Genomic DNA, 13,717 nt, shown 5'->3' with positions numbered 1-13,717 from the left:
TCTGCATCAATAAAGGATGAACATGCCACGCACACGCATCAAGATCTGCGGCCTGACCCGCGCCGAAGACATCCAGACTGTCGTGGCGGCGGGCGCCGACGCCATCGGCTTCGTGTTTTATCCGAAAAGCCCCCGTTACGTCACGCCCGGGCAGGCCGCCAGCCTGATCGCCGCCATGCCCCCGTACGTGACGGCGGTGGGCCTGTTCGTCAACGCCACGGTGGACGAGGTGCGGGCCACCAGGGCCGTGGCGCCTTTATCTCTGCTGCAATTTCACGGCGACGAGACGCCCGAACACAGCGCCGCGCTCGCTGGCGCCGTGCAGACGCCGTTTACGCAAGTGTTCCGCGTCAAACCCGACACCAGCTTTGAAGATTTGCTAGAATACGAACAGCGCTATCGCGCCGCCAGTCCCTTGTTCTCGAGCCTCTTGCTCGATACCTATGTGGATGCGTATGGCGGTGCAGGAAAGGTATTCGATTGGTCCCTCATTCCAGAAGAACTCGCGCCTCGGGTCGTTTTAAGTGGTGGCTTGAGCGTACAAAACGCGACTGACGCAGTGGTGCGCGTGCGCCCTTACGCCGTCGACATCAGCAGTGGTGTCGAAGCGTCCAAGGGCATCAAGGACGCATCCCGAGTCCGCGCGTTCATCGCCGCGGTGGGGGATGCCGATGCCATCATTGCCAGAGGAAACCACCATGAATGACCACACCAACTCGCCCGGCGCAGCCGCCGCATTGTTCCACGCCACCGATTACCCGTTTCCCGACCTGCGCGGCCACTTTGGCCCGTACGGCGGCTCTTTCGTTGCCGAAACGCTCACGCACGCGCTGGCCGAGCTGAAGGACGCCTACGCGCGCTACAGCGTCGATCCGGAATTCCTCGAAGAATTCCGCTACGAGCTGAAACACTTCGTCGGCCGCCCGTCGCCCATCTACCACGCCAAGCGCTGGTCCCAGATGGCCGGCGGCGCGCAAATCTACTTCAAGCGCGAAGACCTGAACCACACGGGCGCGCACAAGATCAACAACGTGATCGGCCAGGCCCTGCTGGCCAAGCGCATGGGCAAGCCGCGCATCATCGCCGAGACGGGCGCCGGCCAGCACGGCGTGGCCACGGCCACCATCTGTGCCCGCTTCGGCCTCGAATGCGTGGTCTACATGGGCAGCGAAGACGTCAAGCGCCAGGCGCAGAACGTGTACCGCATGAAATTGCTGGGCGCGACCGTCGTGCCCGTCGAATCGGGCTCGAAGACCCTCAAGGACGCGCTGAACGAAGCCATGCGCGACTGGGTCACCAACATCGAAAACACCTTTTATATCATCGGCACCGTGGCCGGTCCCCATCCTTACCCGATGATGGTGCGCGATTTCCAGTCCGTGATCGGCGAGGAATGCCTGGTGCAGATGCCGGAAATGACGGGCCGCCAGCCCGACTACGTGCTGGCCTGCATCGGCGGCGGCTCGAACGCCATGGGCATCTTTTACCCGTACATCGACCAGAAAGACGTCAAACTGATCGGCGTGGAAGCGGCCGGCGAAGGACTCGATACGGGCAAGCATTCGGCGTCGCTGACGGCCGGTTTTCCGGGCGTGCTGCACGGCAACCGCACCTATCTGCTGCAGGATGAAAACGGCCAGATCATCGAGACGCATTCCGTCTCGGCCGGCCTCGACTACCCGGGCGTCGGTCCGGAACATGCCTGGCTGAAAGATTCGGGCCGCGCGCAATACGTGTCGATCACGGATGACGAGGCGCTGCAGGCTTTCCACGACTGCTGCCATATCGAAGGCATCATTCCGGCCCTGGAGTCGTCGCACGCGCTGGCCTACGCGGCCAAGCTGGCGGCTACCTTGCCGAAAGACCAGATCGTGCTAGCCAACCTGTCGGGCCGTGGCGACAAGGACATGCATACCGTGGCGGAGCGCATGGGATTGAATTTCAGTTAAACAACTGTCAATTCTCAATAACGCGTAGGTCGGATTAGCGCGCAAGCGCGTAATCCGACATCCTCCACCGATAAAGAAAGCTCCCCATGTCCCGTATCGCCACCACCTTTGCCAACTTAAAATCCAACAACAAGACCGCCCTGGTCACCTTCATCACCGCCGGCGACCCCGGCCCTGACGCCACCGTGCCGCTGATGCACGCGCTCGTCGAGGGCGGTGCCGACATCCTGGAGCTGGGCGTGCCGTTTTCCGACCCCATGGCCGAAGGTCCCGTGATCCAGCGCGCCTGCGAGCGGGCCCTGGCATTCAATGTCGGCATCCACGACGTATTCGGCTATGTGCGCCAGTTCCGTGAAACGAACCAGACGACGCCCGTGGTGCTGATGGGCTATGCGAACCCCATCGAGCGCATTGGCAGCGCCGCGTTTATTGATGCAGCACAAGCTGCCGGCGCCGATGGCGCCATCGTCGTCGACTATCCGCCCGAAGAGTGCGAGGAATTCGCGGCCGCCATGCGGGCGGCGGGCCTCGACCTGATTTTCCTGCTGGCGCCCACCTCGACGGAAGAGCGCATCGCGCAAGTGGCCAAGGTTGGCGGCGGCTTCAGCTATTATGTGTCGCTGAAAGGCGTCACGGGCGCCGGTAACATTGATACGGAACAGGTGGCCGAGCGCCTCGCGGCCATCCGCCAGCATGTAAAATTACCCATCGGCGTGGGTTTCGGCATCCGCGATGGCGCTACGGCCAAGGCCGTTGCCAATGTGGCCGATGCCGTCGTGATTGGCAGCCGCATCATCCAGGAAATTGAAAATGCCCCGGCAGGGGGCGCCGTGGACGCCGTGCGCAGCTTTACGGCAGGCATCCGCGCCGCACTGGACGCCTGAGCAAGCTTGTCGTTTGCGCAAGATGCGTTGGCGGCAAAGTTCGACAGCCCGGCGATAAACGGCTACACTTCGGCCACTGATTTGCCTGTTATTGTGCAATAGATAAAATTTTTGGCGGCGTCCTGCGGGGCGCCGCCGTTGACCGTCTGCCGGGGGCGTCCACCGACGCTACCCCAACAAGGGCCCAAGGAGAAAATATGAGTTGGTTGGAAAAACTGCTGCCACCGCGCATACAGCGTTCGGACGCCGCCGCGCGCAAGACCATGCCGGAAGGCCTGTGGGTCAAGTGCCCGTCGTGCGAAGCCGTGCTGTACCGTACGGACCTGGAATCGAATTTGCACGTGTGCCCGAAATGCGACCACCACATGCGCATCCGCGCCCGTGAACGCCTCGACAGCCTGCTCGACGCGGGCGGCCGCTATGAAATCGGCCAGGAAATCCTGCCCGTCGATACCTTGAAATTCAAGGATAGCAAGAAATACCCGGACCGCCTGAAATCGGCCATGGAAGCGACGGGCGAGACGGATGCGATGGTCGTCATGGGCGGCGCCATCATGAGCTTGCCGGTGGTCGTGGCGTGCTTCGAATTCGAATTCATGGGCGGCTCCATGGGTTCCGTGGTCGGCGAGCGCTTCGTGCGCGGCGCGCAGATCGCGCTGGAACAGAAAGTGCCGTTCATTTGCATCACCGCCACCGGTGGCGCGCGCATGCAGGAAGGCTTGCTGTCGCTGATGCAGATGGCCAAGACCACGGCCATGCTGACCAAGTTGTCGGAAAAGAAATTGCCATTCATCAGCGTGCTGACCGACCCGACCATGGGCGGCGTGTCCGCTTCGTTCGCCTTCATGGGCGACGTGGTCATCGCCGAGCCGAAAGCGCTGATCGGCTTTGCCGGCCCGCGCGTGATTGAAAACACCGTGCGCGAAAAACTGCCGGAAGGCTTCCAGCGCGCCGAGTTCCTCGTCACCAAGGGCGCCGTCGACATGATCGTCGACCGCCGCAAGATGCGCGAAGAAATCGCCCGTCTGCTGGCCTTGTTGCAAAACCAGGCTGTCGAAGTCTTGGCTTAATGTCAAAGTAACAGGCCGGGCGGTGTCCTGCGGACCCGCCCGGTTGCCACGCCACACCGTTTGCGCGCCTTGCGCACTGTCTCCTCATCAAGAAGTCTCCCATGCAAAACCTCCCCACCACCTTGCCGGACTGGCTCGCCCTGCTGGAAACCCGCCATTCGGAAACCCAGATCAACATGGGCCTGGATCGCGTGCAAGCCGTCAAGGCGCGCATGCAGCTCGCTTTTACCTGCCCCGTGATCATGGTGGCGGGCACGAATGGCAAGGGTTCCACCTGCGCCATGCTGGAATCCGTGCTGTTGCGTGCTGGCTACAAAGTGGGCTTGTACATCAAGCCGCATTTCCTCGATTTTAACGAGCGCGCGCGCGTGCTGGGCGAGATGGCCAGCGACGAGCAGCTCGTCGCCAGCTTCCAGGCCGTCGAAGCCGTGCGCGGCGATACGCCGCTCACGTATTTCGAATTCACTACCCTGGCCATCCTGCATCTGTTGTCGCAAGCCAAGCTCGATGTGGCCATTCTCGAAGTGGGCCTGGGCGGGCGCCTCGATGCCGTCAACGTGATCGACGCGGACGTGGCCATCGTCACCAGCGTCGACATCGACCACACGGATTACCTGGGCGATACGCGCGAAGCGATCGGCTTTGAAAAGGCCGGCATCTTCCGTCCGGGCAAGGCGGCCATCTGCAGCGACCCCGTGCCGCCGCAATCCTTGATCGACCATGCCGAGGCCATCGGTGCCGACCTGTGGCTGATGGGCCGCGATTTCAACTATTCGGGTGACAAGCAGCAGTGGAACTACGGCGGGCGCGAGCAGCGCCGCAATTCGCTGGCCTACCCGAGCTTGCGCGGCGCCAACCAGATCCTCAATGCGACGGCCGTGCTGGCCGCGCTGGAAGTGCTGAAGCTGAAACTGCCCGTGGGCGCGCAGGAAGTGCGCACGGGCCTGGTGACGGTGGAATTGCCGGGCCGTTTCCAGGTCTTGCCTGGCCGCCCCAGCGTGATCCTTGATGTAGCGCATAATCCCCACGCGGCCTCGGCCCTGAACCAGAACCTGGGCAATATGGGTTTCCACCCGTACACCTACGCCGTGTTCGGTTCCATGCAGGACAAGGATATCGATGGCGTGCTGGCCGCGATGAGCGAGCACGTCGACCACTGGTGTCTGACGGGCCTGCCTTCGCCGCGCGCGGCCACGGCTTCCGAACTGGCCGCCAAGGTGCAGATCATGTTGGAAGATAAACCCGACAGCAGCGAGCATACTGTGTCTATTTTCGATGATCCGGCACAAGCTTTTGCAAATGCAATGAGCCGGGCCGGTGAGAATGATAGAATTGTGGTCTTTGGTTCTTTCCTCACCGTTGCCGGCGTGATGAAGGCCCGAAAATCCTCACTTCACTGAAACGCACTCGACTGAAAATCACGCATGGGCTTGTTCTCGAAACTGTTTAAAAACAAGCAAGAATCCTCTGGCGAAGACAGCGGCTTTTATGTCCCTGGCGAAGCGCAGTCGCCGACCCGCAAGCGCGCCGCCAACACCTCCGGTGGCGGCGGATCGCGCCGTGGCGGCAAGGAAGCGCCGGATCCGGTCTTGCCTGAAAAAAAGCGCGCACGCCGCCGCCTGGTCGGGGCCATTGCCCTGGCCCTGGGTGTGGCTGTCGGCTTGCCGATGCTGCTCGATTCCGAGCCGAAAGCGCCGTTCAACGATATCGCCATCGACATTCCATCGAAGGAAAAGGCTGCGCCGGCACCGGCGCCCGTGCCTGCCGTTCCGGCCCAGGCTGCCGCGAATGGCCTGGACCAGTCCGAGGAAATCGTCGACGCGCCGCTGCCGCCTGCGGCCAAGCCCGCGCCAGCCCCGGCCCCCGTGCTGGCCGCCGTCCAGCCAGCTACCGTCAAGCCGGCCTACGTGGAACCAAAGCCCGAACCGAAACCGGTCAAGGTGGAGCCGAAGCCGGAACCGAAACACGAGCCCAAGCCGGAACCGAAGCACGAACCCAAGCCTGAAGCGAAACCGGAGCCCAAGCATGAGGTAAAACCGGAAGCCAAGCCCGAGACCAAGCCTGCCAAGCCGGCGCAATCGGCCGACGATGCCGCGCGCGCGCTGGCGATTCTGGAAGGCAAGCCGCAAGAGAAAGCGCAAGACAAGCCACACGACGCCGGCAGCGGCAAGTTCGTGGTGCAGGTGGCGGCGCTGGCGACGCAGGACAAGGTCGACGAATTGCAGGACAAGCTGCGCGAAGCGGGCATCAAGTCGTACACGCAGAAAGTCTCCAGCCCGGCAGGCGAACGCATCCGCGTGCGCGTGGGGCCGTTCGGCAGCCGCGAAGACGCGGAAAAGACGCGCGCCAAGCTGCAAAAGCTGGGCCTGGGCGGCTCGCTGGTGCCGGCGTGATGTTGCAAGGCTGAACGCGCGTGACGATTTTCGATTACCTGGTGCTGTTCGTGCTGGTGACCTCCGTACTGATCAGCATGATGCGTGGCCTGGTCAAGGAAATACTGTCCCTGGTCAGCTGGATCGTGGCTTTCGTCATTGCCAACGCCTATGGCGCGACCCTGACAAAATTCTTGCCGGAAGCCGTGCCGGGCGAAGCCATCCGTTTGTTGCTGGCTTTCGTCGTGCTGTTCATCGGCGTGCGCATTTTGATGGGATTGCTGTCCATGACGGTCGACGCGCTCGTCAAGGTGACGGGCCTGAGTCTGGCCGACCGCACCCTGGGCAGCCTGTTCGGCCTGGCGCGGGGTCTTGTGATCGTGCTGACCGCCGTCATCTTGTGCGGCATGACATCCATACCGCAGCAGCCATTCTGGAAAAACGCGCTGCTCAGCCCTTACGCGGAGCAGGGCGCGCGCGCCATCAAGCCTTATCTGCCTGCCGCTTACGCGCAGCATGTGAAATTTTGAATTTTTTTTAAAATCAGTAGCACAGTTTAGGAGCACACCATGTGTGGCATCGTCGGCGTCGTTTCCCATCAACCTGTCAATCAATTGCTCTATGATGCATTGTTGCTCTTGCAACATCGCGGTCAGGACGCGGCAGGGATTGCGACCAATCACAGCAGTATGTTTTCCATGCACAAGGCCAACGGCCTCGTGCGTGACGTCTTCCGTACGCGCAATATGCGTTCGCTGCAGGGCAACTCGGGCATCGGTCACTGCCGCTATCCGACGGCCGGTTCCTCGAGCGAAGAGGAAGCACAGCCGTTTTATGTGAATGCGCCGTTCGGCATCACCCTGGCGCACAATGGCAACCTGACCAACTGGGAACAGTTGAAGCAGGAAATGTTCAAGAACGACCGCCGCCACATCAATACCGATTCCGACTCGGAAGTGCTGCTCAACGTGCTGGCGCATGAAATCCAGGAAGCGACGACGGGCCTGAACCTGGACCCGGACGCCATCTTCAAGGCTGTCACCGTGCTGAACCGCCGCGTCAAGGGCGGTTACGCTGCCGTGGCGCAAATCGCCGGCGTGGGCTTGCTGGCCTTCCGCGACCCGCACGGCATCCGTCCGCTGTGCCTGGGCATCAACGAAACGGAGCAGGGCGCCGAATACCTGATCGCCTCCGAATCCGTGGCCCTGGAAGGCATGGGCTTCCGCTTCGTGCGCGACATCGGTCCCGGTGAAGCCGTCTTCATCGATGCCGACAAGCAATTACACAGCCGCCAGTGCGCGGACAACGCGAGCCTGAACCCGTGCGTCTTCGAATTCGTCTACCTGGCCCGTCCCGACTCCGTCATCGACGGTGCCTCCGTGTATGCCACGCGCCTGAAAATGGGCGAATACCTGGCCGAAAAGATCCGCGCCGAGTTGCCTGGCGTACATATCGACGTGGTCATGCCGATTCCCGACTCGTCGCGTCCGGCCGCCATCCAGCTGGCCATGGCGCTGAACATCGAGTACCGCGAAGGCTTCATCAAGAACCGCTACATCGGCCGCACTTTTATTATGCCGGGCCAGGCGGCGCGCAAGAAATCCGTGCGCCAGAAGCTCAACGCGATTCCATCCGAATTCAAGGATAAAGTGGTCTTGCTGGTCGACGATTCCATCGTGCGCGGCACCACCAGCCGTGAAATCGTGCAGATGGCGCGCGAAGCGGGCGCGACGAAGGTCATCTTCGCCTCGGCCGCGCCACCGGTGATCTACCCGAACGTGTACGGCATCGACATGCCGACGCGCGACGAACTGATCGCTTACGGCCGCACGACGGAAGAAGTGTGCCGCGAAATCACGGCCGATTACCTGGTGTACCAGGATATCGGCGCGCTGAAGCAGGCGATCGCCGACGTCAACCCGGCCCTGGTCAACTTCGAGGCGTCGTGTTTCGACGGCGTCTACGTGACGGGCGACGTGTCGCAGGAATACCTGGACCGCCTGGAATATGCGCGCCACCATCCGAAGGCGGCAGCGCCCGAAGATACGCCACGTTCCCAGCTGAACCTGAACCTGGCAACGACAGAAGCGTAATTATCTTGCCCGGCTAGCGCCGGGCTTTTTTTGCTCCGCGATCATGAACGATAAAAAAAACTACGGCTTTACCACCACCATCCTGCATAACGACCGCCGCAAGGGCATCGAGCACGGCTCGCTGCACAAGCCCGTGCACACCTCCGTCGCGTTCGGCTACGGCGACGCGCGCCAACTCGCTTCCGTGTTCCAGGGCAAGGAGCCGGGCTTCCGCTACGGCCGCCAGGGCAATCCCACCGTGTCCGCGCTGGAAGACAAGGTCAACAAGATGGAAGACGGTGTGGCGACCTTATGCTTCGCCACCGGTATGGGCGCCATCGGCGCCGTGGTGCAATCCTTGCTGCGCGCGGGCGACCATGTGGTGTCGTCGGCCTTTCTGTTTGGCAACACCAACAGCCTGTGGCAAACGGTGACGGGGCAGGGCATCGCCGTGTCGTTCGTCGATGCGACAGATGTGGCCAACGTGGCGGCCGCCATCACGCCGGCCACGCGGATTGTTTTTGTGGAAACTATTGCCAATCCGCGCACGCAGATCGCCGACCTGAAAAAAATCGGTGACTTGTGCCGCGAGAAAGGCATTTTGTACATCGTCGACAACACCATGACGACGCCGTATCTGTTCCGCCCGAAGGCCGTGGGCGCGGGCCTGGTGGTCAATGCCTTGACGAAATCCATTGGCGGCCACGGCAATGCGCTGGGCGGCAGCTTGACGGACACGGGCGTGTTCGACTGGACGCGCTATCCGAATATTTTCGACAATTACAAGAAGGCGGCGCCCGCGCAGTGGGGCATCGCGCAAATCCGCGCCAAGGCCTTGCGCGACTTCGGCGCCTCGCTGGGGCCGGAAGCGGCGCACCATCTCGCGGTCGGCGCGGAAACCATGGCCTTGCGCATGGACCGCACCTGCTCGAACGCCCTGGCGCTGGCCACCATGCTGGCCGCCGACCCGCGCGTTGCCGCCGTGCATTACCCAGGCTTGGCCTCGCACCCGCAGCACGCGCTGGCGAGCGACTTGTTCCGCAGCTATGGTTCGCTGTTCAGCTTTGAATTGAAGGATGGCATCGATTGCTTCGATTTCCTCAATCGTTTGAATCTGGCTATTCCAGCGAGCAACCTCGGCGACACGCGCACCCTGGTCATTCCCGTCGCCCACACGATCTTTTACGAGATGGGCGCCGAGCGGCGCGCCAGCATGGGCATCGCCGAGTCGCTGATCCGCGTTTCCGTCGGGATCGAGGATGAGGTGGATTTGCTTGAGGATTTCCGCCAGGCACTCGATGTATAGGTAGCCGGATAAATGAAAAGGGCCGCAACAGTCATGCTGTTGCGGCCCTTTTTTCGTGCAGTCGTTTAATGCCAGCTGCGCATGAGTCCGACGGCCAGCCCTTCCAGGGCAAACTCGTCTTCCGGCGACACGGTGATGACCTTGAAGTCGGGGTTTTCCGGGAACAGTTCGATCACGGAACCCGTCTTCTTGTAGCGCTTGACGGTGACTTCGTCGCCGATGCGTGCGACGACGATCTGGCCGTTCTTGGCGCTGTCGACCTTTTTGACGGCCAATAAATCGCCATCCATGATGCCGGCGTCGCGCATGGACCAGCCGCGTACCTTCAGCAGGAAGTCGGGCTTGGCCGAGAACAGGGCAGGATCGACGTTGTAGCTCGCTTCGAGGTTTTCCTGCGCCAGGATCGGCGAACCGGCCGCCACGCGGCCGATCAGGGGCAGCGACATCAGCAGGGCTGGCGGCACTTTCGATGCAAGGGCTTCGGCTGCCGCACTTGCCGCCGCACCGATCAGGCGGATGCCGCGCGAGGTGCCGGGAGAAATCTCGATGGCGCCCTTGCGGGCCAGGGCCTGCAAATGCTCTTCGGCCGCGTTGGCCGATTTGAAACCCAGTTCATTGGCGATTTCGGCACGGGTGGGCGGAAAACCCGTGTTTTCAATCGCGTCCTTGATCAGGTTCAGAATTTGTTCTTGTCGTGCTGTCAGCTTGATCATGAGCGGTGGGTGCATACTAAAATGCTGTCTATATGAACAGTCTGTATTTTTGTACAGTATCGCCCACTATGCAAGGGGATTTCCGTGTTTTCGGCGAATTTCGCAAGAAATACTTGTCCAGGCGTGGAAAGCGCGGCGGCGCGCGGGCTTTTCCGGCGCTGGCGCAAGGAATGATTGAAACGTTTGCAAAAGGCGGTTATAATCTTCGGCTGACCTTCCCACACCCGTCTTGACGCCGGGGTGGGCGATTATCAATCCGACCTGAAGGAGTTTGCATGCGTCATTATGAAATAGTCTTTATCGTCCATCCGGACCAAAGCGAGCAAGTGCCCGCGATGATCGAACGCTACAAAGCCAGCGTAACCACCCGCGGCGGTTCGGTTCACCGCGTGGAAGATTGGGGCCGCCGTCAAATGGCTTACTCGATCCAAAAGCTGCCTAAAGCACACTACATCTGCCTGAACATCGAGTGCGACAACGAGACCCTGGTCGAGTTGGAAACAGCATTCAAATTCAATGATGCCGTGTTGCGTCACCTGACCGTTAAAATGAAGAAAGCTGAAACAGCTCCTTCGCCGATGATGAAATCGGTACAACGCGAAGACGCGGCCAAAAGCCACCGCACCGAAGCACCAGCAGCCGCTCCAGCCGCAGCCGCTTAATTCTTGACCAGGATCGTGCGCTGAACCAGCTACAAGTAACCGCCATCATTGCCGAGCGCGAAATATTGCGCTATACCCCGGCAGGGCTGCCGATTGTGAATGCAGTATTGCAACACAGTTCGCAGCAGATGGAAGCAGGGATTGCCCGTTTGACCGAGTTTGATGTTGCCGCGCTAGCCGCTGGCGAAATCTCAGGCCGGTTCAGTCAGGCAAGCTTGGGCGGGGTGTATCAGTTCACGGGTTTCCTGGCCAGAAAAAGCCGCAACAGCAAGAGTTTGGTGTTTCACATCATTGATTTTAGTGCAGTCAATTCTGACTAGCGCATTTTAGATACAGGAGCCTGACATGGCATTCGGTAAAAAGTTCGACAAAAATAAGCTCAAGCTTAAAGAAAAACGCAAACAGCAAAACCCTTTGTTCAAACGTAAGAAGTTCTGCCGCTTCACGGCAGCTCACGTTGAGCAAGTCGACTACAAAGACGTCGATACGCTGAAAGACTTCGTCCAGGAAAACGGCAAGATCATGCCAGCACGCCTGACCGGTACCAAAGCGCACTACCAGCGCCAAGTCGACACCGCAATCAAGCGCGCTCGCTTCCTCGCGCTGCTGCCATACACCGATCTGCACCACGCTTAATCGGTCAGATATTCCTGGAGAAGAACTATGCAAATCATTCTGTTAGAAAAAGTTGTAAACGTCGGTAACCTCGGCGAAGTCGTCAAAGTCAAGGACGGTTACGCACGTAACTTCCTGATTCCACAACGCCTGGCACGTCGTGCTACGGCAACCGCTGTGGCTGAATTCGAAGTCAAGCGCGCCGAACTGGAAAAAGCTGCTGCCGCCAAACTGGCTGCATCGCAAGCCCAGGGCGAAAAACTGAGCGGCCTGACCGTTCAAGTTGCTCAAAAAGCTGGCGTCGATGGCCGTCTGTTCGGTTCCGTCACCAACTTCGACATCGCTGAAGCGCTGACCAAGCAAGGTTTTGCTGTTGAAAAAGCACAAATCCGCATGCCTACCGGCCCGCTGAAGATCGTTGGCGAGCACAACGTTTCGGTTGCTCTGCACACCGACGTGGTCGTGGAAGTGGTAATCGCTGTCGTTCCAGACGCGAACGCGTAATCGTCTGCGGGCCTGGCCCGCAAGCGCTGCCGCACTATGAAAAGCCGGGTTCGCCCGGCTTTTTTGTGGCCTTTTTTTCGCTCATTTTCAGCCCTTTATTTTTGCCAGCACGCCGAAGCGGGTATAATTCGCGCCATGAACGCCCCCTCTGATCCGCAACTGGATTCCCTCCGTATTCCGCCGCATTCGATCGAAGCAGAACAATCCGTCATCGGTGGTCTGCTGCGCGACAATGCTGCATATGACCGCATCGCCGACTTCATGCATGCGGAGGATTTCTATCGCTATGACCATCGCATCATCTTCGAGCAAATCGTCAAGATGGTTAACGCTTCCAAGCCAGCCGATGTCATTACTGTTTTTGAAACCCTGACCCAGCTCGGCAAGGCCGATGATGTGGGCGGACTCGCTTACCTGAACGCCATGGCGCAAAACACGCCATCGGCCGCGAACATCCGGCGCTATGCCGAGATCGTGCGCGACCGCGGTGTGCTGCGTAAACTCATCACCGTCGCCGACGATATCTCCGGCACGGCCTTCAGCCCGCAAGGCAAGGAAGTCAAGCAGATGCTTGACGAGGCCGAATCGAAGATTTTCGCCATCGCCGAAGAAGGCGCGCGCGGCGCTCAGGGCTGGACCGCCATCCAGCCCCTGCTGACGCAGGTGGTCGAGCGCATCGACGAGCTGTACAGCCGCGACAACCAGAGTGAAATCACGGGCGTGCCCACCGGTTTCATCGACCTCGATCGCATGACCTCCGGTCTGCAGCCGGGCGACCTGGTCATCGTGGCGGGCCGTCCGTCGATGGGCAAGACGGCGTTTTCCGTCAACATCGGCGAAAACGTGGCCATCGACAGCGGCTTGCCCGTGGCCGTGTTCTCGATGGAGATGGGCGGCGCCCAGCTGGCCATGCGTATGCTCGGCTCCGTCGGACAGCTCGACCAGCACCGCCTGCGCACGGGCCGCCTGAACGACGAAGACTGGCCGCGCCTGACGAATGCGATCCAGAAGATGAACGACGCGCAGTTGTACATCGATGAAACGCCAGCGCTCAATTCCATCGAATTGCGCGCCCGTTCGCGCCGTTTGTCGCGCCAGTGCGGCAAGCTGGGCCTGATCATCGTCGATTACTTGCAACTGATGTCGGCCAATACCCCGGGCGACAACCGCGCCACGGAGATTTCCGAGATTTCGCGGGGCTTGAAAGGCCTGGCGAAGGAACTCGGTTGCCCCGTGATCGCGCTGTCCCAGCTGAACCGCTCGCTGGAACAACGCCCGAACAAACGTCCCGTCATGTCCGACTTGCGCGAATCGGGCGCTATCGAGCAGGATGCCGACGTGATCCTGTTCATTTACCGCGACGAGGTGTATAACCCCGACTCGCCGGACAAGGGGACGGCCGAAATCATCATCGGTAAACAGCGTAACGGTCCAATCGGCAGCATCCGCCTCACCTTCATGGGGCAGTACACCAAATTTGGCAATTACAGTGGTGGCCTGGCGCTTTACCAAGGCGACTAAGACTCAGCAGCACTGGCAATTCCATCGGCCGCCCCCGACAACGGGGCGG

15 protein-coding genes are annotated in these 13,717 nt (G+C 60.6%); 14 read left to right on the top strand and 1 reads right to left on the bottom strand.

Translation table 11 applies throughout. The features are described 5' to 3' along the window. Positions 1–22 precede the first annotated feature (22 nt). The 9 genes from IGS61_RS19010 to IGS61_RS18970 all read left to right on the top strand — a co-directional run bounded on the left by IGS61_RS19010 (position 23) and on the right by IGS61_RS18970 (position 9,653). Positions 23–706, top strand: coding sequence for a phosphoribosylanthranilate isomerase (locus IGS61_RS19010; protein ID WP_230541102.1), 684 nt, complete (start codon positions 23–25; stop codon positions 704–706). Further along, on the top strand, positions 699–1,949 hold the full coding sequence (gene trpB, locus IGS61_RS19005; protein WP_230541101.1) for a tryptophan synthase subunit beta: 1,251 nt from the start codon (positions 699–701) through the stop codon (positions 1,947–1,949). The genes IGS61_RS19010 and trpB overlap by 8 nt, the downstream gene beginning before the upstream one ends. A gap of 86 nt (positions 1,950–2,035) precedes the next feature. Then, positions 2,036–2,833, top strand: a complete 798-nt coding sequence (gene trpA, locus IGS61_RS19000) for a tryptophan synthase subunit alpha (RefSeq protein WP_230541100.1) — start codon at positions 2,036–2,038, stop codon at positions 2,831–2,833. A 197-nt stretch (positions 2,834–3,030) separates the two neighbouring features. Continuing rightward, complete coding sequence (gene accD / locus IGS61_RS18995; RefSeq protein ID WP_010400390.1) at positions 3,031–3,903, top strand: acetyl-CoA carboxylase, carboxyltransferase subunit beta; 873 nt, start codon at positions 3,031–3,033, stop codon at positions 3,901–3,903. A gap of 101 nt (positions 3,904–4,004) precedes the next feature. After that, positions 4,005–5,303: a bifunctional tetrahydrofolate synthase/dihydrofolate synthase gene (gene folC / locus IGS61_RS18990; protein WP_230541099.1), complete on the top strand. Its 1,299-nt coding sequence runs from the start codon at positions 4,005–4,007 to the stop codon at positions 5,301–5,303. Positions 5,304–5,327: 24 nt separating this feature from the next. Then, positions 5,328–6,296 (top strand): SPOR domain-containing protein, encoded by a 969-nt coding sequence (locus tag IGS61_RS18985; RefSeq protein ID WP_230541098.1) that lies wholly within the window; start codon positions 5,328–5,330, stop codon positions 6,294–6,296. A 20-nt stretch (positions 6,297–6,316) separates the two neighbouring features. After that, positions 6,317–6,805 (top strand): CvpA family protein, encoded by a 489-nt coding sequence (locus IGS61_RS18980; protein ID WP_230541097.1) that lies wholly within the window; start codon positions 6,317–6,319, stop codon positions 6,803–6,805. 39 nt (positions 6,806–6,844) lie between these two features. Then, on the top strand, positions 6,845–8,368 hold the full coding sequence (purF, locus tag IGS61_RS18975) for an amidophosphoribosyltransferase (RefSeq protein ID WP_230541096.1): 1,524 nt from the start codon (positions 6,845–6,847) through the stop codon (positions 8,366–8,368). 43 nt (positions 8,369–8,411) lie between these two features. Next, on the top strand, positions 8,412–9,653 hold the full coding sequence (locus tag IGS61_RS18970; protein WP_230541095.1) for a cystathionine gamma-synthase family protein: 1,242 nt from the start codon (positions 8,412–8,414) through the stop codon (positions 9,651–9,653). 65 nt (positions 9,654–9,718) lie between these two features. On the opposite strand, the gene lexA is transcribed toward IGS61_RS18970, so the two are convergent. Beyond that, positions 9,719–10,366 carry a transcriptional repressor LexA gene (gene lexA, locus IGS61_RS18965; RefSeq protein ID WP_230541238.1) on the bottom strand — a complete coding sequence of 216 codons (648 nt, stop codon included), beginning with the start codon at positions 10,364–10,366 and terminating at the stop codon, positions 9,719–9,721. 275 nt (positions 10,367–10,641) lie between these two features. On the opposite strand from lexA, the gene rpsF reads away from it, so the two are divergent. From rpsF to IGS61_RS18940, 5 genes are all read left to right on the top strand, one after another. Further along, positions 10,642–11,028, top strand: coding sequence for a 30S ribosomal protein S6 (gene rpsF, locus IGS61_RS18960; protein WP_010400028.1), 387 nt, complete (start codon positions 10,642–10,644; stop codon positions 11,026–11,028). Between the two features lie 20 nt (positions 11,029–11,048). Continuing rightward, on the top strand, positions 11,049–11,348 hold the full coding sequence (priB, locus tag IGS61_RS18955) for a primosomal replication protein N (protein ID WP_034783455.1): 300 nt from the start codon (positions 11,049–11,051) through the stop codon (positions 11,346–11,348). A 25-nt stretch (positions 11,349–11,373) separates the two neighbouring features. Then, positions 11,374–11,664 (top strand): 30S ribosomal protein S18, encoded by a 291-nt coding sequence (gene rpsR / locus IGS61_RS18950; RefSeq protein ID WP_010400024.1) that lies wholly within the window; start codon positions 11,374–11,376, stop codon positions 11,662–11,664. Positions 11,665–11,691: 27 nt separating this feature from the next. Next, on the top strand, positions 11,692–12,147 hold the full coding sequence (gene rplI / locus IGS61_RS18945) for a 50S ribosomal protein L9 (RefSeq protein ID WP_034783456.1): 456 nt from the start codon (positions 11,692–11,694) through the stop codon (positions 12,145–12,147). Positions 12,148–12,282: 135 nt separating this feature from the next. Continuing rightward, a complete protein-coding gene (locus tag IGS61_RS18940; protein WP_034750488.1) occupies positions 12,283–13,668 on the top strand; it encodes a replicative DNA helicase in 1,386 nt (461 codons plus the stop codon). Positions 13,669–13,717 lie beyond the last annotated feature (49 nt).

The sequence above is a fragment of the Janthinobacterium sp. FW305-129 genome (assembly GCF_020858115.1).
Lineage (GTDB): Bacteria > Pseudomonadota > Gammaproteobacteria > Burkholderiales > Burkholderiaceae_D > Janthinobacterium.
Note: the sequence above shows the minus strand (reverse complement) of the source record. Positions and strands in the feature narration are given on the sequence as shown.